Genomic DNA, 23786 nt, shown 5'->3' with positions numbered 1-23786 from the left:
CGCAGGTTTAAACGTTATGTTTCACGTGGAACATCATACAAAGCTAAAAAATTTCAACCCAAAAGTTGAGAAAAGATTAAAACCAGAATACTAGTCCTCGACTAATAATAATATTAAAAAATTAATGTTCCACGTGGAACATTAAAAGAAATAAGGAATAAAATGTTTTCAAAATACGATTTGATTGTTGTTGGTGCTGGGCACGCAGGCTGTGAAGCTGCTGCTGCTGCTGCCAACTTGGGGTCATCTGTTCTATTAATTACAATGAACATGGGTACTATTGCCCAGATGAGTTGTAACCCTGCAATGGGTGGTGTAGCCAAAGGACAGATTGTTCGGGAAGTTGATGCTATGGGTGGATATTCGGGTATCATATCTGATAAATCAACCATTCAGTTTAGAATGCTCAACAAATCAAAGGGCCCTGCCATGTGGAGTCCAAGAGCACAAATAGACCGGATGCGCTTTGCAGAAGAATGGCGTTTAGCTTTAGAGAGAACACCTAACCTAGATATGTGGCAGGATAGCGTAGTAGGTTTATTGGTTAAAGACAATACTGTTTACGGCGTAAAAACATCACTAGGTATTGAGATAGAAAGTAAAGCTGTGGTACTAACTAATGGCACCTTTCTGAATGGGATTATCCATATTGGTGAAAAGAAATTCGGTGGTGGTAGAACTGCAGAAAAATCATCTACAGGTATCACGGAGCAACTGGTGGAATTAGGTATGGAAGCAGGCCGGATGAAAACAGGGACCCCACCCCGTGTGGATGGAAGAAGTTTAGATTATACCAAAATGGAAGAGCAATGGGGTGATGAAAATCCGAGTAAATTTTCTTACACCGACACCGAAGTTTCTACCGATCAACGTTGCTGTTGGATTACCTATACCAATAGCGAAGTACACGAAACACTAAAAGAAGGTTTCGAAAAATCGCCAATGTTTACAGGCCGGATTAAAGGTTTAGGCCCGAGGTACTGCCCTTCTATTGAAGATAAAATAAACAGGTTTGCAGAACGCGACAGACATCAGATTTTTGTTGAACCTGAAGGCTGGAATACTTGCGAAATTTATGTTAATGGTTTTTCAACCTCTCTTCCGGAGGACGTACAATTTAAAGCATTGAGATTAATACCCGGTTTTGAACAAGCTAAAATGTTCAGACCAGGCTATGCCATCGAATACGATTTCTTCCCACCTACCCAATTATCTTTAACATTAGAAACAAAATTAATCAGTAATTTATTTTTAGCGGGACAGATCAACGGAACTACAGGATATGAGGAAGCAGCATGTCAAGGTTTCATGGCCGGTATAAATGCGCATCAAAAAATCAATGATAAACATGAGCTGATTATGAAAAGATCGGAAAGTTATATCGGTGTTTTAATAGATGATCTGGTAACCAAAGGAACCGAAGAACCTTATCGCATGTTTACTTCAAGAGCTGAACACCGTTTGTTATTGAGGCAAGATAATGCTGATATCCGCTTATCTCCTATTGGGCATGAGCTCGGTTTAATTTCGGATGAGCGTTTAGCCAAGGTAAATAAAAAAATAGCTGATGCTGATGCATTGGTTAAATTTACGAGAAACCAAGGTATAGAAATGGCAGATGCAAATCCGATGCTCGAAAGTTTAGGATCGAGTGCTTTAAATCAAAATGTAAAAATACACAGCTTGGTTGGAAGGCCACATGTTGGTTTGCCTGATTTAATTAAAGTGAGCAAGCCACTTGCCGAAGCAACCAAAGAATTAGATAACGAAACCATTGAACAGGCCGAAATCAAAATCAAATACGAAAGTTACTTTGAAAAGGAAAATGAGATTGTGGCTAAAATGCTAAAAATGGAAGACAAAGAAATTAAGCCAGATTTTGACTATAATAAAATTGTATCCATCTCGAAAGAAGCACGCGAAAAATTATTTAAGATAAAACCGCGTACTTTAGGCCAAGCTTCCCGAATTTCAGGTGTTTCTCCTTCAGATATATCAGTTTTAATGGTTTATATTAATAAGTAACTGATAATCAGTATTTTAACTAAAATAAAACAGACTTAAAATAAAGCGATTTAAGCTAAAAAAAATATTTTTTAATATTAGAGTTCCAAAAAATATAAAAATTCGTCAGATCGATTAAAATATGCCAAATTTAAAAGACCAATATTTTAACCTTAAAAATTTTGCGGTTGTACTAGCCTTGCTCCTATTTTTTGGTTGTGCCAGTATACAAACGCCACAAGGCGGACCAAAAGATACACAGCCGCCAAAAGTTTTGAGCATGACCCCAAAAAATCAAACAAGGAATTTTAATACTAAAAAAATTGTAATCGAGTTCGACGAATATTTTAACCTTAAGGATGAGTTTAAAGAATTCTCTATTTCGCCGGATCAGGAGAAACTTCCGGAGCTTAAGAAAAAAGGGAAAAAATTAGAAATTAATCTTTTAGATTCTTTAGAGAAAAATACGACCTACACTTTAAATTTTGGAAAATCGGTAGCCGATGTGAATGAGGGCAACGTAGTCAAAAATTTATCTTACGTTTTTTCTACTGGACCAGAAATTGATTCATTATCTATAAACGGTAAAGTAATTAATGCTTTAACCGATGAACCGGAAAAAGAAGTTACCGTATTTATTCTGCCTTTAGAAAGAGATACCATTTTTGGAAAAAAGCGTCCTTCAATTTATACGACTACGGATAGTGCCGGTACCTATAAACTGAACAACTTAAGAAAAGGTACCTATAAGGTTTATGCCGTAAAGGAAAGTAGCGGAGGTGGCGATAAAATATATCAGCAGATATCGGATGAAATTGGCTTTATTAAAGAACCCATCGTGGTGGATAAAAACCTCGACAATATTAACCTACAGATTTTTAAAGAGCTGGCACCCGAATTCAGGGTTTTAGAACGCAAACTGAACAATGATGGGAGTATACTCATTACGTTCAACCAGCAGCTTAAAAACCCTAAAATAACGGTAACTGATCCACCTGCATTGGATGTAAGTAAGAAAGTTTATTTCAATAAAACGAACGATACAACCAAAATATGGTTAAATGATATGGGTTTCGACTCTGTAAAAGTGGCTATTCAAGACGAAGGAAAACTTTTACAGACCTTAAATTTTACACGTGGAAAGAAAGATACCTATACGCGTGATGTGCTTATTGGTGATAATCTTTCAGGCGGAAAACTCAATCCATATCAACAACTTACCTTAACCTTTCCTTTTCCAGTTACAGCTGCCGATGCCGGTAAAATTACGTTACTGGAGGATTCGGTAAAACGTACCAATTTTGAATTGACCAAGGACAGCGTAGATTTTCTAAAATACTATCTAAAATACCCTTGGAAAACCAAAAAGACTTACGATTTAAAGCTTGGTGCAGGCGCTTTTACAGCAATTTTTAATGCCAAGAACAAGGAAATAAGCAAAAGGTTTACTTTAGAGAGCGCAGATAGCTATACTACACTGGTTTTAAACGTAACTGTACCCGATACCAGCAAAAGATACGTAGTTCAGTTCCTAAACGAAAAGAAAGATATTATCAAATCATTCCCAATAAGTAAAAATGGCAAAATCACTTTTTCTAAATATCCTGCCGGAAAATATATGCTCCGTGTAGTGTATGATGAAAACAAAAACGGTATTTGGGATACGGGTAATGTTAAACAGGGATATCAGCCAGAAAAGGTATGGTACTTAAAAGCTTTAATGGATTTAAAACCCAATTGGGAAAGGGAAGATCCATTGGTGATACCTGCTGCAACACCTTAAAAATATCCGTCATCTCGACTGGAGCCAACCGGTTTTCCCCAGTGGCAAAATGGAGAAATCTAATTTTAAAGATTTCTCGACTCCGTTGTACCCGATAGCTATCGGGTCCGCTCGAAATGACGCATATCACGGGGTAAACCAACCCGAATACATGATATAATTATCCGGTAATTTATTTAATAAAGCCCTTTGCTCTTCAGTAATGGGCTTTATTTTTTTTGCAGGCGTACCAGCGTATAAATAACCGGTTTCGCAAATGGTATTTTCCAATACTACAGAACCTGCCGCAATGATGCAATATTCTTCAATAACCGCATGATCCATTACAATAGCACCCATTCCAATTAAAACATGATCTTGAACGGTGCAGCCGTGTACAATCGCATTGTGTCCTACTGATACCCTATTGCCAATGTGTGTTGATGCTTTTAAGTACGTGGCATGAATTACCGCACCATCCTGAATGTTTGTCTCATTACCAATGGTTATGGCGTTTACATCGCCTCTAATCACCGCATTAAACCAAACCGAACATTTATAGCCCATAACCACATCGCCTACGATAGTGGCATTCTCAGCAATAAAATTATCAGCTCCGATTTCAGGAAATTTATCTTTTACAGGTAGTATTAAAGGCATGATAAGAATGTAAAATGGTAAATGTAAGATGAAAATAAAAAAAAATTGTTGTGTTAAGCTTGTCGAAGCACACTATAAGAGCGATCAGATATGATCAGATTGATTGCAGTTAAAAAACTGTATCAACCAGCTCCTTGGCATGATTAGGGTAATCGGTAGTAAAATGCAATCCCCTACTCTCTTTTCGCTGCATAGCAGATTTTATTACCAGATAAGCCGTTTGGATAACATTTCTCAACTCGCACAGCTTAACCGAAACTTTGTTCTTTTTATAAAATTCTTCAGTTTCCTGGTAAATTAAGAATAAGCGGCGGTGAGCCCTTTCCAAACGGAAATCAGAACGTACAATGCCCACATAATCGCCCATTACTTTTTGCAGCTCTCTTAAATTATGTGTTACCAAAACATCTTCATTGCTCTGAGTTACGCCTTTTGAATCCCATTCTGGAATATGATCTGGAATAATGTTATTCTTAAAGTTTTCGATGGCATCCTGATAAATGCGGTGTGCAAAAACAGTTGCCTCCAGTAAAGAGTTAGATGCCAAACGGTTAGCACCGTGCAAACCAGTTGAAGAGCATTCGCCACAGGCATATAAATTTTTAATAGATGAACGTCCATATTCATCAACCAAAATACCACCGCACATGTAATGAGAAGCAGGCGTAACAGGTATATAATCTTTGGTCATATCAATACCGATAGATAAACACTTGGCATATATGTTAGGAAAATGCTTCAGTATATCCGCTTTCTTACGCATGGTAATATCCAGGTACACAAAATCATCACCCGATTTCTTCATTTCATTATCTACCGCACGGGCCACAATATCACGTGGTGCCAACGATTTACGCTCGTCATATTCCTGCATAAATTCTTCACCATTTTTACGGCGTAAAACCCCACCAAAACCCCTAACAGCTTCCGAAATTAAGAAAGAAGGATACTCGCCAGGATGGTACAAAGCGGTTGGATGGAACTGGATAAATTCCATATTCCTCACTTTTCCCTTTGCGCGGTAAACCATTGCCATACCATCGCCTGTTGCAATAACGGGATTTGTAGTAGCAGAATACACATGTCCGGCTCCCCCAGAAGCCATTACTGTAACGTTTGCCACAATCTTTTCCACATCGTTAAGCTCTGTGTTAAAGGCATATATACCGTAACAGTTAATATCTTCGGTACGTTTATCCACAAACTCACCCAGGTGGTGCTGGGTAATTAACTCCAGTGCAAAGTAATGTGTTAATATCTCTATGTTCGGGTTGGCATGAATTTCATTCAATAATACCCGCTCAATTTCATAGCCGGTGATGTCTTTATAGTGCAAAACACGGTGCTCTGAGTGGCCCCCTTCTTTGGCCAGATCGTAAAAGCCAGCGTTATCTTTATCGAAGTTTATACCATAGTCTATAATCTCCTGAATCCGCTGAGGCCCCTCTTTTACAACGATTTCCACAATTTTTTCGTCGCATAATCCGTCGCCCGCAATCAAAGTATCTTCTATATGTTTTTCAAAAGAATCACCTTTATCCACAACAACTGCAACACCGCCCTGAGCGTATTTTGTATTCGATTCGTCTTCGTTTGATTTGGTCACAATCAAAACCTTTCCAAATTTTGCCGCCTTAAGTGCAAAACTCAAACCCGCTATACCAGAGCCGATTACCAGAAAATCTACTTTCCTCATTAATAAAAACATTTACTTTATCCACGATGTTAATAACTATTGAATAAGTGTTAACTCTGTGTCTAAATTATCCTAACAAATAAATTTGAATGTTTAAAGCTACTCTAAAAACACAATTTGCCACAATCTTTTGAGTAATTTTTAAGCACCTTTCTACAAGTAATTAACTTTTTACCCACTTATAAACAATTAACATTCCAGTATTGATAAAAATTGAGCGACTTTTCGATAGTGCTGAAAATCAAACTTATGATATTAGAAAAATGTAATCTAAATGTTAGTAAACGATTAACAACTTATAATAAAGAAAGAATTTCCTGAACTTGCCAACATTATTAACACACTAATAAACAAACAAGATTTATTTATTTAAAATAACTTATTAATTATTGAGACGTGGAAAGCTTTATCTTTGACCAACGTCAAAATTCAAAAAAGGAAAATTTAATAATGAACATAGATGTCTTAGAAGAAATCAATAAAAAAGGTTTCGCAGAAGAAGAAATTGATCCTACGCTCGATCTCTTTGCCGAGATTGAGAAATTGAAAAAGGAAAAGAATGCCATAATTCTTGCTCACTATTATCAAGAACCTGACATTCAGGATATTGCAGATTATATTGGCGATAGTTTGGGACTTTCGCAAGAGGCTGCCAAAACAGATGCCGATGTAATTGTATTTGCAGGTGTGCATTTTATGGCCGAAACGGCGAAGATTTTATCGCCTAACAAAACCGTTTTATTACCTGATGTGAAGGCAGGTTGCTCGTTAGCAGATAGTTGCCCACCCCACTTGTTTAAGAAGTTTAAAGAAAAATATCCCGATCACCTGGTAATCACTTATGTAAACTGCACGGCCGAATTAAAAGCTTTAAGTGATATTGTTTGCACGAGTACAAATGCGGTTCAGATTGTAGAGAGTTTGCCGAAAGATCAAAAAATAATTTTCGGACCTGATCGTAACCTGGGTGCTTATGTGGCAAAGAAAACAGGCAGGGATTTGGTGCTGTGGAACGGTGCCTGTATGGTTCATGAAATTTTTTCGCAGGAAAAAATTACAAAATTAAAAGAACGTCATCCTAATGCTAAATTTATTGCCCATCCAGAATGTGAGGAAGTGGTTTTGAAAATGGCAGATTATGTTGGATCTACTACAGGACTTTTAAAATATACGATTTCGAACCCGGCTACCGAATTTATTGTAGCTACCGAAAGTGGTATTATCCACCAGATGGAGAAGGCAAATCCAACAAAAACATTTATTCCGGCACCACCGAATAACAGCTGCGCCTGTAACGACTGCCCGTATATGAAAAGAAATACTTTAGAAAAACTATATTTATGTATTAAGAACGGTTTGCCAGAAGTAACTGTACCTGAACACATTATAGAGCAGGCGCGTAAACCTATTCAAAGAATGCTTGATATTTCGGCAGAGCTGGGCTTGTAACGCCCAAAGACATCCGAAGTTTCCAAAAGCCCAAAGGCCAGCAAAACTTCGGATGTCTAATTTAAAACCTGATAGGTTTATTTAAACAATATGGAAAAAAACAACATCCTTAAAAATTATTCAGGCCTGTTATGGTTACTGGCAGGTATTACTGTTGGAAGCATAGTGGGTTTAATTTTTGGGAAAAGCGTTGAAAGTATAAAGCCTTTGGGCGATATATTTTTAAACTTGTTGTTTACCGCTGTTATTCCATTGGTATTTTTTGCAGTTTCATCGGCGATAGCAAATATAGACCGGACTAAAAAATTAGGAAGATTATTAACCATTATGGTTTTGGTATTTCTGGCTACGGTTTTAATTTCTGCTGTTTTAACACTGGTGGCAACCTGGGTTTTTCCTATACATCAACAGCTAGCAAATACACCCTTACCTACAGAACCGGAAAAAATTCAATCGTTTGGCGAACAGATGACCCAACTTTTAACCGTTGGCGAATTTTTCGAGATTGGCAGTAGGAAAAATATGCTTGCGCTCATTATTTTTTCGGTATTGGTTGGTTTTTCTACCCTCTATGCAGAAAAAGAAGGCGAAGGTTTTAAAAAATTCCTGGTTTCTGGTAACGAAGTGATGAAAAAACTCATCATTTTAATCATGAAATTGGGTCCGATAGGTTTAGGTGCTTATTTTGCTTACCAGGTAGGTGTTTTTGGACCGCAATTGTTTGGCACTTATGCTAAAGCTCTGGGTTTATATTATGGAGTTGGGGCATTTTACTTTATTGTTTTTTTTACTTTATACGCCTTTATAGCCGGTGGATTTAAGGCCATAAAAGTGTTTTGGAAAAACAACATTGTTCCATCTTTAACCTCAATAGGAACCTGCAGCAGTATAGCAACTATACCGGCAAATTTAGAAGGAACAACCAAAATGGGCGTGCCTGCCTACATTACCAATGTAACCATTCCGCTTGGTTCTACCCTGCATAAAGATGGTTCGAGTATCAGTTCAATTATAAAGATTGCGGTTGTATTTGCCATTTTTGGTAAAGATCTGGTTCATGTTGATACGATTATTCTGGCTTTGGGAATTACTGTTTTGGTGAGCATTGTTGAGGGTGGTATACCAAATGGTGGGTATATTGGAGAATTATTGATGATTTCGGCCTATCAGTTACCGCCAGAGGCTTTACCACCGGCCATGATTATCGGTACTTTGGTCGATCCGATGGCTACTTTGCTAAATGCTACTGGAGATAATGTTGCGGCCATGTTAATCGCCAGGTTTACCGAGGGTAAAAATTGGATGGAAAATAAAGATTTGTCATCCTGACGAAGGAAGGATCTGCCTAATGGGATTAAAGATTTCGCTGCACTCAGAATGACAAATAATTTTTTTAAAAAATAAAAATTTGGGGCTTTTGCCCCTTAACTATTGCATATGTTTGAAAATAAAGAGCGTACAGATATTAATGAGTTGGGAGAGTTTGGTTTAATCAAACACTTAACTACAAATTTTAAAATCAGAAATGATTATTCGGTAAAAGGTATTGGCGATGATGCTGCAGTGTTGGATGCAAAAGGAAAACAGACCTTAATTTCTACAGATTTATTGCTGGAAGGCATACATTTCGATCTGGCTTATGTGCCATTAATACATTTGGGCTATAAAGCGGTGCAGGTAAATCTGAGCGATATTTATGCCATGAACGGTAAAGCCAGCCAAATTACGGTATCTATCGGTGTTTCGAGTAAATTTCCTTTAGAGGCTGTTGAAGAAATTTATAAAGGCATTGAACTGGCCTGCAATAAATATAATATCGATTTAATTGGAGGCGATACTTCATCCAGCAAACAGGGTTTGGTAATCAGTATTACCAGTATCGGCTATGCAGATGCGGATAAGGTGGTATACAGAAACGGTGCTCAGGAAAATGATCTGCTCTGTGTTTCGGGCGATTTGGGCGGAGCGTATATGGGCCTTCAGATTTTAGAACGTGAAAAACTGATTTACCTGGAAAACCCTCAGATTCAGCCTGATTTGGAAGGGAAAGATTATATCATAGAAAGACAATTGAAACCAGAAGCAAGAATGGATATTGTTGCACTATTGGAAGAAATGGATATTAAACCCACTTCGATGATTGATATTTCGGATGGTTTGGCCTCAGAAATTCTGCACTTGGCAACTGAGAGTGACAAAGGGATTACCATTTACGAAGAGAAAATACCTTTAGATCCGATGACTTATGAAACTGCCCGTGAACTGGGGATTGATCCAACGGTTTGTGCTTTAAGTGGTGGCGAAGATTACGAGTTGCTTTTCACCATCAGCCAGGAAGATTATAAAAAACTTAAACACGATGTAGATATCACCGTGATTGGCCATGTTACTGATAAAAATTCGGGATGTAAAATGGTTTCCAAATCAAATAATGTACATGAGCTGAAAGCCCAAGGCTGGAATGCTTTTAATAAATAAAACAAAGGGTTGTCGATTTTTAATGTCTTTGGGCAAAAAGTTGACAACCCTTTTCTCCTCTCATTTTTAACGCCTCATGAAAAAAATAATAACGCTCGTATTTATTTTCTTTTCACTTGCCTCCCATGCTCAAAATAATACGGAAATTATAGCTGTAAAAGTTGGATACAGCTCTACGAACGTAATTATTAAAGAAGCCAATAGTCCAGATTTAAATTTATTCGTATTTAGCTTTTTCAGCGGAAATACTTTTGTTGGAGAAGGCCTTGAAGTGGGAATTTCAAAATCAATTAATCCAAATGTATTTATTGAATTGGGATATTCTAATTTCAAAGGTGGTGATTTAAGATATAAAATTAATAGCTACGAACGCAGTTATACACTTAATGGTTTTCAGGTACCTATTTCTATAAATTATCTTTTTAGGAAAGAGGAAAAGAAATTACGTTTTAATTTAGGCGCTGGATTGCAGTATTTTGAATCGACATTAAATGAATTTGAAAGCTATAACAACACCAGTAATGTTCCCGAAGAAAATCAATTTCCAACTATTAATATTTCAGAAGTACATTTTTTGATCAGACCTGGTGTACAATATAGATTATTGAGGAATTTAACAGCAGCTTTTGTGGTTAAGGTTTCATTATCTCCTAAAGGCAGATATACAGATAACCCTGCTATATCAGTTAAATATGCTTTAACAAGAAAAGGTTAAGTGATTTAAAATCAAAAACTTATTCAGAAAAGGAAAAATTAAAAAAAAATCGTTTAAAAGGATTAAAATAAAAATTACTAATTTAACAGGTTTTTCATTATTCTTTTTAAAAGGTTAAAAATCAAATAAATTTACCTCTTTGTTCTAAAATCTAGACTATTCAGTTGCATCTAAATACTTGGTATCAATCTGTTTAGTTGCTTTTGCACCCAGTTTCTTTATCTTTTCTGAAGCATTAACCAAATTGCCCGATCCTTCAGATAGTTTATTCAAAGCTTTATCGTAGGCATCTTGTCCATTTTTAATGTGTTTTCCGATATTTTCCATATCAGCAATAAAGCCTACAAATTTATCGTACATGTTACCACTTAAACGGGCAATCTCCATTACATTACGGTTTTGGCGCTCTTGTTTCCACATACTGGCAATGGTGCGCAAAGTAGCCAGCAGTGTAGATGGACTTACAATTACCACTCTCCTATCCCAGGCAAAATTGAAAAGTTCGGCATCTTTTTGAACGGCGATACTGAAAGAAGATTCGATGGGTACAAACAGCAAAACAAAATCGGGCGAATTGATTTTATATAAATCCTGATAATTTTTAGCCGATAGTTCTTGGATATGATTCTTGATAGAGGCTAAGTGCTGTTTTACGTAGCCTTCACGCTCTTCATCGCTCTCTGCCGATACAGAGCGTTCATAAGCAATCAAGCTTACCTTAGCGTCAACTACAAGATGTTTATCGTCGGGTAAATCGATTACCACGTCGGGCTGGTAACGGCTCCCGTCCGCTGATACATGCGAGGCCTGAATGCGGTATTCCTGATCGCGTACCAAACCCGAGCGTTCCAATACCTTTTCTAAAATAACCTCGCCCCAGTTCCCCTGTTTCTTACTGTCGCCTTTTAAAGCTTTGGTTAAATTATTCGCATCTTCCTGTATCTGCTTGCTCTGGTCCATTAGCAAGGAAATTACCCCTTTCAAAGTATTTCTCTCGTCCGATTCGGCTTTGTAAACTTTTTCAACCTTATCTTCAAACGCTTTAATATTTTCTTTTAAGGGGTTAAGGATAATATCCAGGTTGGTGCGGTTCTGCTCAATAAATTTGGTTGATTTTTCTTCCAGTATTTTATTGGCTATTAACTCAAAGTCCTTATTCAGCTTGTTTTGCGATTGCTCAAAACTCAATTTTTGTTCGGCGAGTTTTTCTTTTTCGGCCAGGTAAAAAGATCTGGTACTTTCTAGCTCGCGGTTGGCATCTGCAAGCCTGTCGCGTTCTGCCTGTAATTCATCAATTAGGCGTTGTTGCTCCTGCTTTAACAACAAAGTAATGTGCTCTTTTTCTGCGGTAAGGTTAGCTACGCGTTCATCGGCTTTGGCCAAATTGATTTTTAATATTTCGTTATCTTGTTTAACCCGTTCAAAATCATCAACTGATATTACAGAAAGCGCTGCCTGTGGTTTTTTTAAGAATAAAAGTACCAAGACAATTAAAATAACAATTAGCAAAGCAATACCGGCAATCTCCATGATGATAAAAATTTTAGCAAAAATGAAGATTTAAAATAGATATACCAAAAAATTTTAGTCAATATGAACAGAGCATAACCGAAAAATTTTTTTATAATTGGGCATTAGTATTTTATAAATGAACGCATTAACAGTCCTTATCTCCTGCCCCGATCAAGTTGGTTTAGTAACAGATATTACCCAGGTGCTGGCCGCTCATCAGCTCAATATTATCGCCATGCGCGAATTTGTAGATGAGGCCAATAAATCTTTCTTTACACGCATTGCCTGTACCGGTAACCTGGATGATGCCGATGAACTAAAAGAAAAACTTTTAGAAAAACTCCCAACTACTGCCGAGGTAAATTTAATTACCCAGCAGGAAAAACAGATTACGGTTTTGGTAACCAAAGAGTACCATTGCTTAGCTGAGATATTGATCAAAAACCAGTTTAAAACGCTTGGTGCCAATGTGAAGTGCGTAATTGGTAATTATGAAGCACTAAGGGATTTTACCGAAAAGCTTGGCATTCCGTTTTTTTATGTAGACCATGCAGATAAAGATAAAAATAGCTTTGAAGGCGAAATTAAGGCCATTATCAATCAGTTTGATGTAGATTATCTGGTATTGGCCAAGTTTATGCGGATTTTATCGGCCGATTTTGTGGAAGAATATGCAGGTAAAATTATCAATATACACCATTCCTTTTTACCGGCTTTTATTGGCGCAAACCCATACCGGCAGGCTTTTGAGCGGGGTGTAAAAATTATTGGGGCCACGGCGCATTTTGTAACTGACAATTTAGACGAAGGGCCGATTATTACCCAGCATACCACACATGTTGATCACAATTTTGGGGTTAAAGAAATGGTGAGGGCCGGTAAGGAAATAGAAAAGAAAGTTTTGTTGGAAGCTTTGGAGCTTATTTTTGAAGACCGGGTTTTTGTAAGTGGAAATAAAACGGTTGTGTTTAAGTAGTAAGCTATGGAATTGTAAAATGGCATACAATTTTTTGCTTAATTGCTCATAATGTGTGTTTTGTGGTAAAATATGGGATAGATTAGCTTGCCTGGTTTTAAATAAATTTCTATATTTAAGTACACACAAATTACTTGAAAATGAAATACTTATTTATCCTACTATTGCTATGCACCTTCGATGCCAAAGCCCAGCATGGGCTAACTTTCGACAAAAGATTATTGGATTGCGAAAACAAGTGGATAGCCATTGCGCTTGATAGTGGCAGCAAGTACGCTTTTGGCTATGTATATCTCGACAATTCAGCCGGCCTTACCTTTAACCTAAAAGGAGCTTTCACCATTGAAAACGATACTTATAAAGCTAAAAATGTAATAGAGGTAAAACATAGAATTACCCCTACAGATGTTAAGGTAGCCATTATCCCTGCCGAAAAATTAAAACAGCTTAACGTTGAGGCCCAACCTTTAGCCTACACCAGCTATATTGGCAGTAACAACAAAAACGACCGTTATTTTAAGCTGGGCCAAACTTACAATAATTGGAAAGCCTATAAAATGGCCTGGAAAAGCCTAAACGCAATCAGTTGCGATCCTTACATCTATCCAAATTTTGGCTTAGAAGAACTGGTTTCAGAAAATAGAGAAAACGCCAAGCAGGTAAATACAGCATTTAGGGTTTACAATACCAATTATAATGAAGTGTATAAACGGGATATATTTTGGATGGCGCAGGCCAATAAAATGAAAATTGCTGAAGAGACTTATTTAGAAGCCATTCGGTATTGCACCGACGAATTTGCTAAAGCAGATATGGCCTACAATATTGCTTACCAATACTTTAAAACATCGAACACTGAAAAATTTAACATCTGGTGTAAAGAAGTAAACAGGTGGATTACCCCAAATGCCAATTACGCCGAAAAAATTGAAAAAATGCAGCGCGTAATGGGCAAATAGTGATGTGTGTTTTAAATGCACCAAGGTACTTTACCCATTTAAATATCTATAGATGAAACGCTTACTTATAATCATGATGTTTTGTGCTTTGAAAACCTTCGCGCAAACAGAATTAAAATTCGACCAGAAAATTATCGATTGCGAAGACAGGTGGATCGCTATACCAGCTGAAAAAGGGTATGCATATGGCTTTGTCTATTTGGATAACTCAGCAGGCTTAACCTTTTTCATGAACGGAACTTTTAGTATTACAGATCACAATACCTTTGTTCCCATCGATAGCGAAAAAACAATTATCAGGGTATTGGTGAATACGGCAAAATTTGCGCTAATCCCCAAAGAAAAATTTGCAGAACTTAAGATAGAGGGTACACCACGCTGGCTAGCTTTTTACCGCACAGATGATCAAAATGTAGACCGGCTTTTCAGGCTGGGCTATGTTTATAATCGGTGCAATGAAACAGAGAAAGCACTTGAATACTTAAATGCAGTCCGGAAAATAGATCCAAAATATCCAGACCTTTTTTATGAATACGAAACAGTTTACCGAAAAATGCAAAAATTTGGAAAAGCTGAAATCTCTTATTACCGCGGGTTAAAGGCCGCTCCACAGAGGCCCAATTGGGATAAAAGTAAAAATGATATTTTTATGCTTACAAAAGCAGGTGAAATGAAAAAAGCAGAAGACATTTACCTCTTTGCTTTAAGAAATTGTGCTGATGAAGCCATAAAGGCTGATATGGCTTATAATATCGCCTTTCAATATTATAAATTAAAGAATAAAATGAAGTTTAAACGCTGGCAGAATGAAGTTAACCGGTGGATTATACCTTTTGATCTTTATACGGATAAGATGAAGATGATGGCTACCAAGCTTTAATTTACCAACTACTCAGGAGAAGGTTTGCAACATCTTCTCCTGTTTGCGAACCAATAGCTATGCCCATGCCATTGCACCTTGTAGCACAAAAAACATTGGGCTTAATTTCTGCAATAAATGGCTCGAGCTTTTTTCCAAAAGCCATAATGCCGCTCCACTGTTGGTCTATTACAAAATTCTGTCCGGGTAGAATTACCGTTCCCAATAAATCTTCAAGGGCATGCTGCACTGGTTCTGTTGTACCGAATTCGCTTGTTGTTTCTGCATTAAAATCAATGTTTCTGCCTCCCCCAAGTAAAAGCCGGCCATTAATGTTCCTGAAATAGTAATAACCCTTATCATAGTGGAAAGTACCTTTAACTTTTAAACCGCTGATGGGCTTGGTAATCAAAACCTGTCCCCTGCCTGGGTTTATTTTTATATCGGGCAGTAAGTCCTTTATAAATGCGTTGGTGGTTACCATTACTTTTTCGCAGAAAAATATGCCGTTCTTTGTAGGTAGGCTTAATCCGGTTGCTTCTTCATTCAATTTTAAAACCCTGCAGTTATTGTAAATGCATATCCCTAGCTGCTGCGCGTATTGAAGAAGTGCGAACATCATCTTACCACTATCAATCTGTGCTTCGTACTGGTTTTCTATCAGCGTTTCGATTTGGGCAAAACCAAAAGAATCTATCTTTTTTGTATTCAGGGCAAAAGCATCCTTCCCAACAATATCGCTGGTAAGGAGGTTAAAATGTTCAATTTTAGATACACAGGTATTGGCCAATAGATTGTCATCTTTTTTAAACATTTCGAAACCGCCTAAGCATTGGTAATCAATGGCTTTATCGCCCAGTAAGGCACGGAGTTTAAGTAAACCTTTCCAACGCTTTTCTATCAGCAATGCAAGCCCATCTATGCCTGCGCTGTTTTCTTGCTCTATGAGTTCAGAAATGCTCCCAAAGCATGCAAAACCCGCATTTTTCGTGCTTGCACCGGTAGGTAAAAATCCCGCTTCAAGCACGGCAATTTTTAATGATGGACAATTTTTTTTGAGGTGTATGGCGGCATTGAGGCCAACTATTCCGCTGCCGATAACAATGGCATCAAACTTAAAAAACGATTCTTTTTCCCAGTATGAAAGTTCGTTTGGCATAATATAAATGTACTATTTTTTAGTATTTAAATAATATGGGAACGCTTTTTGATATAAGCTGAATGAAAAACATACATAAGAAAATGGGAGTTTATTTAATATTAATCATCCCGGTATTATTGTTGAGCATGTTTGTACAATGGCGTTTTAGGAACAAGTTTTCCAGATATGCCGAAATGCAATTAAGCTCTGGTTTATCGGGCAAGGAGGTGGCGGAAAGGATGCTGCATGATAACGGGATTTACGATGTGAAGGTGATGAGTACCGAAGGGCAATTAACTGATCATTACAACCCAACAGATAAAACTGTAAATTTAAGTACAGATGTTTACTATAGCCGCAGTGTAGCGGCAGCAGCGGTTGCTGCACACGAATGTGGCCACGCCGTACAACAGGCAAAATCGTACAATTGGTTGCAATTGAGAAGCAGCATGGTACCGGTAGTAAGCATTTCATCTAACCTTTTACAGTGGGTTTTATTGATAGGTGTAATATTGATCGGTTTTACCGGTAACCCAATTGTTTTGGCCATTGGTGTTGTTGGTTTAGCGCTGGTTACCATATTTAGTATCATAACATTACCGGTTGAATTTGATGCCAGTAACCGTGCATTGGCCTGGTTAAGGAACAATAGTGGTGTAATGCAAACACAAGAAGAAAACGCACAGGCTAAAGATGCACTTTGGTGGGCCGCTATGACCTATGTAGTTGCTGCCGTTGGAGCCCTGGCCAATTTACTTTATTATGCCTCAATGCTTTTTGGAAGAAGCAGAGATTAAGATACAGCTACAATGAAAAACACAGCGCGGCCGGGAGTATATCCTGGCCGTTTTTGTAATAATACAATTATTATCCGCCCTTACAGTTTGGGTTAAAAGCATAATAAACAAAAATCACGAAAGATTTTTTTTTGGAAAGCAAATTTGTGGGGATTAGGCTGGTTCCAGTCCCACTCTCTGTTCCTTCCGATGAAAAATCGGAACCACGCTGATCGGGTTTAGATGGCAAGTTGGGTTATACTATTTTGGGTTGCAGGGTGCAGAAAAGGTTTAGGCCTAAAGCTGTTAGCCTTTAGTAGCACTTGGCGCAAAAAGCAGGAACAATAATTAATATCAAATTGGTTTTATACCGGTATGGATAATGAAATAAGGTAAGGATTAATTCAGTTTATAAGGTGCAATTAACTGAAATTCCGGAATATCAACTTCAAATTCAGATCCATCAATATCGCGTTTCATTAAGTATGCACCTTTCATGCTGCCCATATCAGTTTTTAGGTTGCATCCAGAAACATATACATGTGTTTCGCCGGGCTGGATAATAGGCTGTAGGCCTACAACCCCCTCGCCTTCAACTTCTCTGCGGCTACTGTTCGAATCGAAAATAAACCATTGGCGGCGCATCAGCTGTACAGCGTAATCTGAAAGGTTGGATATTTCTACACGATAAGCGAACATAAAATGTTCATTGGCCGGATTTGAATATTCCGGCTGGTATACTGTTTCAACTGAAACCTTAACCCCGTCTGTAATAGCTGTAACCATGATGATTTACGAATGTATAAAAAAAGCTTTCAAAAATCAAGCCAGTACTTTAGTTGCATCGTAGTGGGCAAATTTTTCTGCCACTTCTGCTAAAATGCTGTAAATGTTGTTGATATCTGGCTCGGCCACCAAACGCATACGGTAAGGTTTAAAGTCTGGTAAGCCCTTAAAATAATTGGCATAATGCCGGCGCATTTCGAAAATACCGGTTTTTGGTCCCTTCCACTCCAACGATTTATCTAAGTGGGTTCGGCACACATTAATTCTTTCTTCTATGGTTGGGCCAGGCAGATGCTCGCCGGTTTTAAAAAAGTGTTTAACCTCGCGGAAAATCCATGGGTAACCAATGGCTGCACGGCCAATCATGATACCATCTACCTCATATTCTATGCGCCAGTTAGCAGCCTTTTCGGGACTATCCACGTCGCCATTTCCAAAAATCGGGATCTTAATCCTTGGATTACGCTTAATCTCCCTAATTAAAGACCAATCGGCCTCGCCCTTATATAGTTGTGCCCTTGTTCTGCCATGGATGGTAAGCGCTTGTATACCTACATCCTGGAGTCTTTCGGCCACTTCATAAACGTTTTTGGTGTTATCATCCCAACCTAAGCGGGTTTTAACCGTAACCGGTAAATGAGAAGCTTTAACAACGGCCTCAGTCATTTTCACCATTTTATCAATATCCTGTAGCAAGCTGGAGCCCGCTCCTTTACAAACCACATTTTTTACAGGGCAACCATAATTAATATCAACCAGATCTGGCCCTGCAGCCGATGCAATTTCTGAAGCTTCGCGCATGTGCTCTATATCGCCACCAAAAATCTGTATACCGATGGGCCTTTCATATTCAAAAATATCCAGTTTTTGTATGCTTTTTGCTGCATCACGGATTAAGCCTTCCGAAGAAATAAACTCTGTATACATCATATCAGCCCCGTTTTGCTTGCAAACGTAACGGAACGGCGGATCGCTTACATCCTCCATTGGAGCCAACAGTAACGGGAACTCTCCTAAATCTATATTTCCTATCTTAACAGACATTTTCTATCTTCATCGATTAATAAAACATACAAAGGTACAAATAATGAATTTTGTAATACCTAACAAGGAGGAAATCAATCCTTTCTTACAATTACTTTTACTTTTATTTTACGCAGTTGCGGGTGGATTGGTATTCGGAATCTTAGCCCTTGTAATTTGTATGCTGATGTACGGCATGGGGCTGGTTAGTAATTTCGACCTGCTGATCTCTGGCGAAGCTCAATATATTTCTGGTTTTAAAGTAATACAGATATTCAGTTCGATAGGAACATTTATTTTACCTCCCATTGCCCTGGCTTTAACAGAAAGGCGAAAAGTTACCAGCTTTTACAGCTTTAAACAGCCAAAATTCGTATTGCTCGTGATGGTATTGGTGATTATGATTGTGAGCATGCCCTTTATGGAATGGACAGTTATATGGAATCAAAAAATGGTTTTGCCCAAGTTTTTGCGTTACGTAGAGGCCTGGATGAAAGAAAAGGAAGCGCTGGGAATGAAAATAACAATGCAGTTAATCACCGTCCGAAGCAATCTCGATTTTATTGTAAACCTGATTATGATTGCCGTTTTACCTGCAATTGGCGAAGAACTGATGTTCCGCGGAGGTGTTCAGCGTTCGTTAAACAGGGCTTTTAATAATCCACATGCAGCCATTTGGATTTCGGCAATTATTTTTAGTGCCATACACCTTCAGTTTTACGGTTTTGTGCCCCGCATGCTTTTAGGGGCCGGCTTTGGCTATTTATATTACTACAGTGGAAGCATCTGGTATGCCATATTGGCCCACTTTTTAAATAATGCCTATGCAGTTTGTGCTGCATACTACATGCAGTTGCACCATATGCCGCTTAATAAAGCAGATGAACCGATTGGTTTTCCTTGGTATGGCTATTTAATAAGTGCAATAATTACCATAGCTTTGTTTAAAATTTTTAAAAATAGCGCAGAACGTGAGCGAAAATTGGGTTAAAGTGTACATCACCAGCAATACTTTTGCTGCAGAAGTATTAAAACAGGGATTAACAGAAGCTGGAATTCCGGCAGTTACGATAAATAAGCAGCTGTCTGCCTATCACATTGGCGAAATAAATGTATTGGTTAACAAGGTAGATTTTGATAAGGCTATAGAATATATTGTTGAAAACGAAATCGAATAACAGGCTAAACCTTATCCATTTTACATCTCACATTTTACCTCTTTAGCATGAAAACCAGGGCAATAACCGCTTTCTTTTTTACCATTGTAATGCTTGGCTCTATCCTTTTGGGGAGCTATACATTTTCTATTTTCTACCTTGTTCTGAGTGTTTTAGCTTTATTCGAATTTTATAAGCTGATAAAAAACTCGGGTATCAGGCCACATCGGAATATTGGCTTGGCGGCTGGCGTTTTAATCTTTTTGATGGCTGCAGGCCTGCATTATCTTAAATATGATGTTAAATACCTATTGCTTTGTATCCCTTTAATTTTTTCGGTTTTTATTACTGAACTCTACAAAAAAAATAAAATTCCTTTCGCCAATATTTCTTACACTTTTGTTGGGTTTGTTTATGTAACCATTCCCTTTTGCTTTTTTCATGCGCTGGGGTTTTTAAAAAACTGGAACGAATATAACTTTCATTTTCCGCTGGCATTTTTGCTGATGCTTTGGGCCAATGATACAGGGGCTTACCTTTTTGGCGTAAAATATGGTAAGCGCAAGCTGTTTGAGCGCCACTCGCCAAAGAAAAGCTGGGAAGGCTTTTTTGGCGGCATGTTTACCAGCGTTCTGGTTGCTTTTGGTTTATCGTTCTGGTTTACAGAAAACCCGGCTTGGGTTTGGGCAGGAATGGCATTGCTCATTGCAAGTTTTGGTACGTTGGGCGATTTAGTAGAATCGATGCTTAAACGCAGTTTAGATACGAAAGATAGTGGTGGCTTATTGCCAGGGCATGGCGGTTTGTTAGACCGCTTTGATGGCTTATTATTGGCTGCACCAGTGGTTTACGCGTATCTTTACCTGATTTTGTATTAAGGGCTAGATCAATAACGTGTTGTGTGGATTTGTTTAGTGCAAACGTCAAAAGGAAAAAAGAATATTTATTAAACGAATTTCATGATATCAAAGGAGTAAAAAGTATTTTTGTTTAATGCCTGATTTAAATAAAATATATTTGTTCAGAATGACGCACATAGAGAATATTCTACATATTCTTAAACATGGCATCACACATGCTACTTCAGAACTTGCTAATGAAAACTTTAGGCCAATTGGTGATGGTAGTTTAATAGCTACAAGAAATAATTATTTATTGGATAATGGAAGGCAATTGGGTGAATATATTCCATTTTATTTTGGAGCCAGAACACCAATGCTATATGTAATTCAGAATGGGTTTAATATGGTTGCTCCAACCCCTGCAGAACAGATTGTTTATTGTGTAACTTCTGTGAAGAAAATCATCGAGCATGAGCTGGATTTTGTATTTACTGATGGGCATGCAGTTGATGGTTTTAGTACACAGTATTCGAGCACGGATATCCATAATATTGATGATATTTTAGATAAAGAAGCCATTAATGCAAAATATTGGATAGATGAAAATGACTTGGACAGAAAACGCAGAAAAGAGGCAGAATTTTTGATATTAGGTGATATAAGCATTAATGCTATATTGGGATTCTTAGTTTATAATGAAAACGCAAAAAATAAAATTATAGAGTTTGGAACAGATTCTGAGAAAGTTCACATTAGATCAGATTTTTACTTTTAGGCTATGGTATACTATAAAATAGGTAATTTATTGGACAGTGATGCCGAAGCTTTAGTCAATACAGTAAATACTGTTGGGGTTATGGGTAAAGGCATTGCCCTACAATTTAAAAAAATGTTTCCCAATAATTTTAAGTTGTACTCAAGTGCCTGTAAAAATCATGAACTAAAAGTTGGCAAGCTCTTGGTATCAGAAGAAGAATCTTTGTTGGGTGGAAAAAAAATAATCATAAATTTTCCGACAAAAACAACTTGGCGCTTGCCATCTGAATATGAGTACATTGAAGAAGGGCTGGCAGAATTGAGAAAACTGATTAAAGCGAAGAAAATTAAATCAATTGCTATACCACCATTAGGTTCAGGAAATGGAGGGTTGGACTGGACAAGAGTTAAACAGATTATGGAAGAATATTTAACAGATGTTGACTGTAATATTTATGTTTACGAACCCAATGCATCTGTACAGGAAGTATTAAGAAAAGAGCGGGTTAAACTTACTCCAGCAAGAGCAATGCTATTATCGGTGTTGTATGAATTGGTTAGAAACGGTGAATTTGTCTCTGAGTTTTCTTCAGAAAAAATCGCCTACTTTTTGCAGCGTTTCGGTGCAAAAAATGCCTTTAAATTATACTTTCATCCCAATTTTTACGGGCCATATTCAGGAAAGGTAAAACATGTGTTGTATTATTTAAACGGTAGTTATATCATGGGTTACAGTTCCAAGGATAAGAAACCATTTGAAGAACTTGATTTAGTTTTTGATGCTGAAAATGAGGTAAATGAATATTTAGATAAAGAAGAAAACGCTATTTACAAAACAACTGTTAAGAAAACTAAAAACTTTCTTGCTGGATTTTATTCTCCTTTTGGATTGGAACTACTTTCAACTATTGATTTCATTATTACTGAAAAGAAAGCAAATGATGAGGAAGCAATTATCAGGGAAATAGAAAATTGGAGTGATAGAAAAAAAACTTTGTTTACCAATACAAGATTTATTCAAATTGCGATCAAAAACTTAAGAGTACATTTGAATTAAACGAATTATAGCTAAATTTAATTTTCGGAAGCAACTACAATATAATATTTTCTTTCTACCCGTTCGCCGGTTTTGCTTTGTACCTGCTCCAATTTTTCGATGGTGTTTTCAGTTTTGAAACCTGCACTTTCCAACAGCGATTTCACTGTTTTTGGGGTATAAAGTGTAAATCCGTAAGGCGTAAACGGCAGTTTTTCCATAAAAGTTTTAGCTGCGAAACATAATACAAATAATCCGTTTGGTTTTAACACATCCTTAATCTGTTTAAGGTATTGAATAGGAGCTGACCAGAAATAGATGGTATTTACCGTAAAAATTTTATCGAACTGATTATCATCAAACGGAAGGTTATTTCCATCTGTTAATGCGAACTCAACTTTTCCATGGCTGATGAAATCATGGTTAATTTTTTCAGCTTCGGCAATAATGGTTATAGAAATATCGGCACCGAAGTATTTTAGGTTTTCGGCTTTTGATAAGAGCTGAGCAATGTGCCCGCCATTACCATGACCTATTTCTAAAACGGTATCGTTATTTTTAAGGCATAAAGCTTCAATGGCTGCGCTGGTCATACCAATGTTACTGGCATGCATCATCTCTCCGGTTTTAATGCCATGTTCGCCTTCCGGGCAGGCCAGCTGTTTGGCAATACTTTTTAATTCTTCTTCCGGGTGTTGCTGTTCCATAACCAAAGCTAAAGATTTACGGCTACAGATTTTTACATCTTTTAGGGCAAAAGTTACAAGATTATTTAATTACCTGAACTGGCTTTTTATTTTCATCTATGGCAACAAAAGTAAAATCGCCGTGTACGGCAAGTTCACGTCCTTCGGCATACATCTGTTCGATGTAAATTTCTACATTAACCTTTAAACTGGTATTGCCCACATGGCTTACCTGGCCAATAAGCTCTATAATGGTGCCGGCAGGGATTGGCTTTTTAAAATCTATCCTATCGCTGCTTACGGTTACCATAATCTGCCTGCTAAAACGGGTTGCGGTAATAAAGGCAACTTCATCCATCAAATGCATGGCCGTGCCGCCGAAAAGGGTATCGTAATGGTTGGTTGTGTTTGGAAAAACGGCTTTAAAAATACTGGTTTTAGAGTTTTCTATTCTTTCTTCTAAGGTCATGCTTAAAGTTTAAAATTAGCCACGGAAACACAGCTACGCACAGA

23 protein-coding genes are annotated in these 23786 nt (G+C 37.6%); 15 read left to right on the top strand and 8 right to left on the bottom strand.

What is annotated here, in order from left to right; all coding sequences use genetic code 11:
- The first annotated feature begins 162 nt into the window (after positions 1–162).
- Complete coding sequence (gene mnmG, locus ACS5PU_RS08930) at positions 163–2025, top strand: tRNA uridine-5-carboxymethylaminomethyl(34) synthesis enzyme MnmG (RefSeq protein ID WP_439458942.1); 1863 nt, start codon at positions 163–165, stop codon at positions 2023–2025.
- Positions 2026–2146: 121 nt separating this feature from the next.
- Complete coding sequence (locus tag ACS5PU_RS08925) at positions 2147–3787, top strand: Ig-like domain-containing protein (RefSeq protein WP_439458941.1); 1641 nt, start codon at positions 2147–2149, stop codon at positions 3785–3787.
- Positions 3788–3913: 126 nt separating this feature from the next.
- Here the strand turns inward: ACS5PU_RS08925 and ACS5PU_RS08920 are convergent, their stop codons facing one another.
- Complete coding sequence (locus ACS5PU_RS08920; protein WP_439458940.1) at positions 3914–4426, bottom strand: gamma carbonic anhydrase family protein; 513 nt, start codon at positions 4424–4426, stop codon at positions 3914–3916.
- Between the two features lie 109 nt (positions 4427–4535).
- Positions 4536–6122, bottom strand: coding sequence for an L-aspartate oxidase (gene nadB / locus ACS5PU_RS08915; protein ID WP_439458939.1), 1587 nt, complete (start codon positions 6120–6122; stop codon positions 4536–4538).
- A gap of 450 nt (positions 6123–6572) precedes the next feature.
- Between nadB and nadA the strand changes: the two genes are divergently transcribed.
- The 4 genes from nadA (at position 6573) to ACS5PU_RS08895 (ending at position 10764) form a co-directional block, all read left to right on the top strand.
- Entirely contained in the window at positions 6573–7571 is a 999-nt protein-coding gene (gene nadA, locus ACS5PU_RS08910) for a quinolinate synthase NadA (protein WP_439458938.1), read from the top strand.
- A gap of 90 nt (positions 7572–7661) precedes the next feature.
- On the top strand, positions 7662–8900 hold the full coding sequence (locus ACS5PU_RS08905; protein WP_439458937.1) for a dicarboxylate/amino acid:cation symporter: 1239 nt from the start codon (positions 7662–7664) through the stop codon (positions 8898–8900).
- Between the two features lie 108 nt (positions 8901–9008).
- On the top strand, positions 9009–10049 hold the full coding sequence (gene thiL / locus ACS5PU_RS08900) for a thiamine-phosphate kinase (protein WP_439458936.1): 1041 nt from the start codon (positions 9009–9011) through the stop codon (positions 10047–10049).
- 76 nt (positions 10050–10125) lie between these two features.
- Positions 10126–10764: an outer membrane beta-barrel protein gene (locus ACS5PU_RS08895; protein WP_439458935.1), complete on the top strand. Its 639-nt coding sequence runs from the start codon at positions 10126–10128 to the stop codon at positions 10762–10764.
- Between the two features lie 156 nt (positions 10765–10920).
- Here ACS5PU_RS08895 and ACS5PU_RS08890 read toward each other — a convergent pair whose 3' ends face one another.
- Positions 10921–12294, bottom strand: a complete 1374-nt coding sequence (locus tag ACS5PU_RS08890; RefSeq protein WP_439458934.1) for a DNA recombination protein RmuC — start codon at positions 12292–12294, stop codon at positions 10921–10923.
- 118 nt (positions 12295–12412) lie between these two features.
- Between ACS5PU_RS08890 and purU the strand changes: the two genes are divergently transcribed.
- The 3 genes from purU to ACS5PU_RS08875 all read left to right on the top strand — a co-directional run bounded on the left by purU (position 12413) and on the right by ACS5PU_RS08875 (position 15091).
- Entirely contained in the window at positions 12413–13252 is an 840-nt protein-coding gene (gene purU, locus ACS5PU_RS08885) for a formyltetrahydrofolate deformylase (RefSeq protein WP_439458933.1), read from the top strand.
- A gap of 140 nt (positions 13253–13392) precedes the next feature.
- Positions 13393–14211 carry a hypothetical protein gene (locus ACS5PU_RS08880; RefSeq protein ID WP_439458932.1) on the top strand — a complete coding sequence of 273 codons (819 nt, stop codon included), beginning with the start codon at positions 13393–13395 and terminating at the stop codon, positions 14209–14211.
- A gap of 52 nt (positions 14212–14263) precedes the next feature.
- Positions 14264–15091, top strand: coding sequence for a tetratricopeptide repeat protein (locus ACS5PU_RS08875; RefSeq protein ID WP_439458931.1), 828 nt, complete (start codon positions 14264–14266; stop codon positions 15089–15091).
- A 1-nt stretch (position 15092) separates the two neighbouring features.
- Here ACS5PU_RS08875 and ACS5PU_RS08870 read toward each other — a convergent pair whose 3' ends face one another.
- Entirely contained in the window at positions 15093–16229 is a 1137-nt protein-coding gene (locus tag ACS5PU_RS08870; RefSeq protein ID WP_439458930.1) for an NAD(P)/FAD-dependent oxidoreductase, read from the bottom strand.
- A gap of 83 nt (positions 16230–16312) precedes the next feature.
- Between ACS5PU_RS08870 and ACS5PU_RS08865 the strand changes: the two genes are divergently transcribed.
- Entirely contained in the window at positions 16313–17008 is a 696-nt protein-coding gene (locus ACS5PU_RS08865) for a zinc metallopeptidase (RefSeq protein WP_439459304.1), read from the top strand.
- A 378-nt stretch (positions 17009–17386) separates the two neighbouring features.
- Here ACS5PU_RS08865 and apaG read toward each other — a convergent pair whose 3' ends face one another.
- Together apaG and dusB are read right to left on the bottom strand one after the other, a co-directional pair.
- Positions 17387–17773 carry a Co2+/Mg2+ efflux protein ApaG gene (gene apaG, locus ACS5PU_RS08860; protein ID WP_439458929.1) on the bottom strand — a complete coding sequence of 129 codons (387 nt, stop codon included), beginning with the start codon at positions 17771–17773 and terminating at the stop codon, positions 17387–17389.
- 36 nt (positions 17774–17809) lie between these two features.
- Positions 17810–18817, bottom strand: a complete 1008-nt coding sequence (dusB, locus tag ACS5PU_RS08855) for a tRNA dihydrouridine synthase DusB (RefSeq protein ID WP_439458928.1) — start codon at positions 18815–18817, stop codon at positions 17810–17812.
- A gap of 43 nt (positions 18818–18860) precedes the next feature.
- Between dusB and ACS5PU_RS08850 the strand changes: the two genes are divergently transcribed.
- From ACS5PU_RS08850 to darG, 5 genes are all read left to right on the top strand, one after another.
- Positions 18861–19787: a lysostaphin resistance A-like protein gene (locus ACS5PU_RS08850; RefSeq protein WP_439458927.1), complete on the top strand. Its 927-nt coding sequence runs from the start codon at positions 18861–18863 to the stop codon at positions 19785–19787.
- Complete coding sequence (locus tag ACS5PU_RS08845) at positions 19768–19974, top strand: putative signal transducing protein (protein WP_439458926.1); 207 nt, start codon at positions 19768–19770, stop codon at positions 19972–19974. Before ACS5PU_RS08850 ends, ACS5PU_RS08845 begins: the two co-directional genes overlap by 20 nt.
- A 47-nt stretch (positions 19975–20021) precedes the next feature.
- The gene (locus ACS5PU_RS08840; protein ID WP_439458925.1) at positions 20022–20831 is read left to right on the top strand and encodes a phosphatidate cytidylyltransferase; all 810 of its coding nucleotides are present in this window, start codon (positions 20022–20024) and stop codon (positions 20829–20831) included.
- 115 nt (positions 20832–20946) lie between these two features.
- Positions 20947–21570: a type II toxin-antitoxin system toxin DNA ADP-ribosyl transferase DarT gene (gene darT, locus ACS5PU_RS08835; protein ID WP_439458924.1), complete on the top strand. Its 624-nt coding sequence runs from the start codon at positions 20947–20949 to the stop codon at positions 21568–21570.
- A gap of 3 nt (positions 21571–21573) precedes the next feature.
- Positions 21574–22608: a type II toxin-antitoxin system antitoxin DNA ADP-ribosyl glycohydrolase DarG gene (darG, locus tag ACS5PU_RS08830; protein ID WP_439458923.1), complete on the top strand. Its 1035-nt coding sequence runs from the start codon at positions 21574–21576 to the stop codon at positions 22606–22608.
- A gap of 17 nt (positions 22609–22625) precedes the next feature.
- Here the strand turns inward: darG and ACS5PU_RS08825 are convergent, their stop codons facing one another.
- Positions 22626–23294, bottom strand: a complete 669-nt coding sequence (locus ACS5PU_RS08825) for a class I SAM-dependent methyltransferase (protein WP_439458922.1) — start codon at positions 23292–23294, stop codon at positions 22626–22628.
- A gap of 61 nt (positions 23295–23355) precedes the next feature.
- Positions 23356–23742 (bottom strand): acyl-CoA thioesterase, encoded by a 387-nt coding sequence (locus ACS5PU_RS08820; protein ID WP_439458921.1) that lies wholly within the window; start codon positions 23740–23742, stop codon positions 23356–23358.
- Between the last annotated feature and the right edge of the window lie 44 nt (positions 23743–23786).

The sequence above is a fragment of the Pedobacter sp. GSP4 genome, from assembly GCF_051857575.1.
In the GTDB taxonomy this organism is placed as follows: Bacteria; Bacteroidota; Bacteroidia; order Sphingobacteriales; family Sphingobacteriaceae; genus Pedobacter.
The sequence above is the reverse complement of the archived record's forward strand: the minus strand, read 5'-3'. Positions and strand labels throughout refer to the sequence as shown.

What these genes read in the sequence shown, in the direction of transcription:
- ACS5PU_RS08870 (WP_439458930.1), bottom strand. Translation starts at nt 16,229, where the DNA reads ATGCCAAACGAACTTTCATACTGGGAAAAAGAATCGTTTTTTAAGTTT.
- ACS5PU_RS08895 (WP_439458935.1), top strand. Translation starts at nt 10,126, where the DNA reads ATGAAAAAAATAATAACGCTCGTATTTATTTTCTTTTCACTTGCCTCC.
- darG (WP_439458923.1), top strand. Translation starts at nt 21,574, where the DNA reads ATGGTATACTATAAAATAGGTAATTTATTGGACAGTGATGCCGAAGCT.
- darT (WP_439458924.1), top strand. Translation starts at nt 20,947, where the DNA reads ATGCCTGATTTAAATAAAATATATTTGTTCAGAATGACGCACATAGAG.
- thiL (WP_439458936.1), top strand. Translation starts at nt 9,009, where the DNA reads ATGTTTGAAAATAAAGAGCGTACAGATATTAATGAGTTGGGAGAGTTT.
- ACS5PU_RS08875 (WP_439458931.1), top strand. Translation starts at nt 14,264, where the DNA reads ATGAAACGCTTACTTATAATCATGATGTTTTGTGCTTTGAAAACCTTC.
- ACS5PU_RS08825 (WP_439458922.1), bottom strand. Translation starts at nt 23,294, where the DNA reads ATGGAACAGCAACACCCGGAAGAAGAATTAAAAAGTATTGCCAAACAG.
- ACS5PU_RS08905 (WP_439458937.1), top strand. Translation starts at nt 7,662, where the DNA reads ATGGAAAAAAACAACATCCTTAAAAATTATTCAGGCCTGTTATGGTTA.
- nadB (WP_439458939.1), bottom strand. Translation starts at nt 6,122, where the DNA reads ATGAGGAAAGTAGATTTTCTGGTAATCGGCTCTGGTATAGCGGGTTTG.
- ACS5PU_RS08820 (WP_439458921.1), bottom strand. Translation starts at nt 23,742, where the DNA reads ATGACCTTAGAAGAAAGAATAGAAAACTCTAAAACCAGTATTTTTAAA.
- ACS5PU_RS08840 (WP_439458925.1), top strand. Translation starts at nt 20,022, where the DNA reads ATGAAAACCAGGGCAATAACCGCTTTCTTTTTTACCATTGTAATGCTT.
- apaG (WP_439458929.1), bottom strand. Translation starts at nt 17,773, where the DNA reads ATGGTTACAGCTATTACAGACGGGGTTAAGGTTTCAGTTGAAACAGTA.
- nadA (WP_439458938.1), top strand. Translation starts at nt 6,573, where the DNA reads ATGAACATAGATGTCTTAGAAGAAATCAATAAAAAAGGTTTCGCAGAA.
- purU (WP_439458933.1), top strand. Translation starts at nt 12,413, where the DNA reads ATGAACGCATTAACAGTCCTTATCTCCTGCCCCGATCAAGTTGGTTTA.
- ACS5PU_RS08925 (WP_439458941.1), top strand. Translation starts at nt 2,147, where the DNA reads ATGCCAAATTTAAAAGACCAATATTTTAACCTTAAAAATTTTGCGGTT.
- ACS5PU_RS08880 (WP_439458932.1), top strand. Translation starts at nt 13,393, where the DNA reads ATGAAATACTTATTTATCCTACTATTGCTATGCACCTTCGATGCCAAA.
- ACS5PU_RS08850 (WP_439458927.1), top strand. Translation starts at nt 18,861, where the DNA reads ATGAATTTTGTAATACCTAACAAGGAGGAAATCAATCCTTTCTTACAA.
- mnmG (WP_439458942.1), top strand. Translation starts at nt 163, where the DNA reads ATGTTTTCAAAATACGATTTGATTGTTGTTGGTGCTGGGCACGCAGGC.
- dusB (WP_439458928.1), bottom strand. Translation starts at nt 18,817, where the DNA reads ATGTCTGTTAAGATAGGAAATATAGATTTAGGAGAGTTCCCGTTACTG.
- ACS5PU_RS08920 (WP_439458940.1), bottom strand. Translation starts at nt 4,426, where the DNA reads ATGCCTTTAATACTACCTGTAAAAGATAAATTTCCTGAAATCGGAGCT.
- ACS5PU_RS08865 (WP_439459304.1), top strand. Translation starts at nt 16,313, where the DNA reads ATGGGAGTTTATTTAATATTAATCATCCCGGTATTATTGTTGAGCATG.
- ACS5PU_RS08890 (WP_439458934.1), bottom strand. Translation starts at nt 12,294, where the DNA reads ATGGAGATTGCCGGTATTGCTTTGCTAATTGTTATTTTAATTGTCTTG.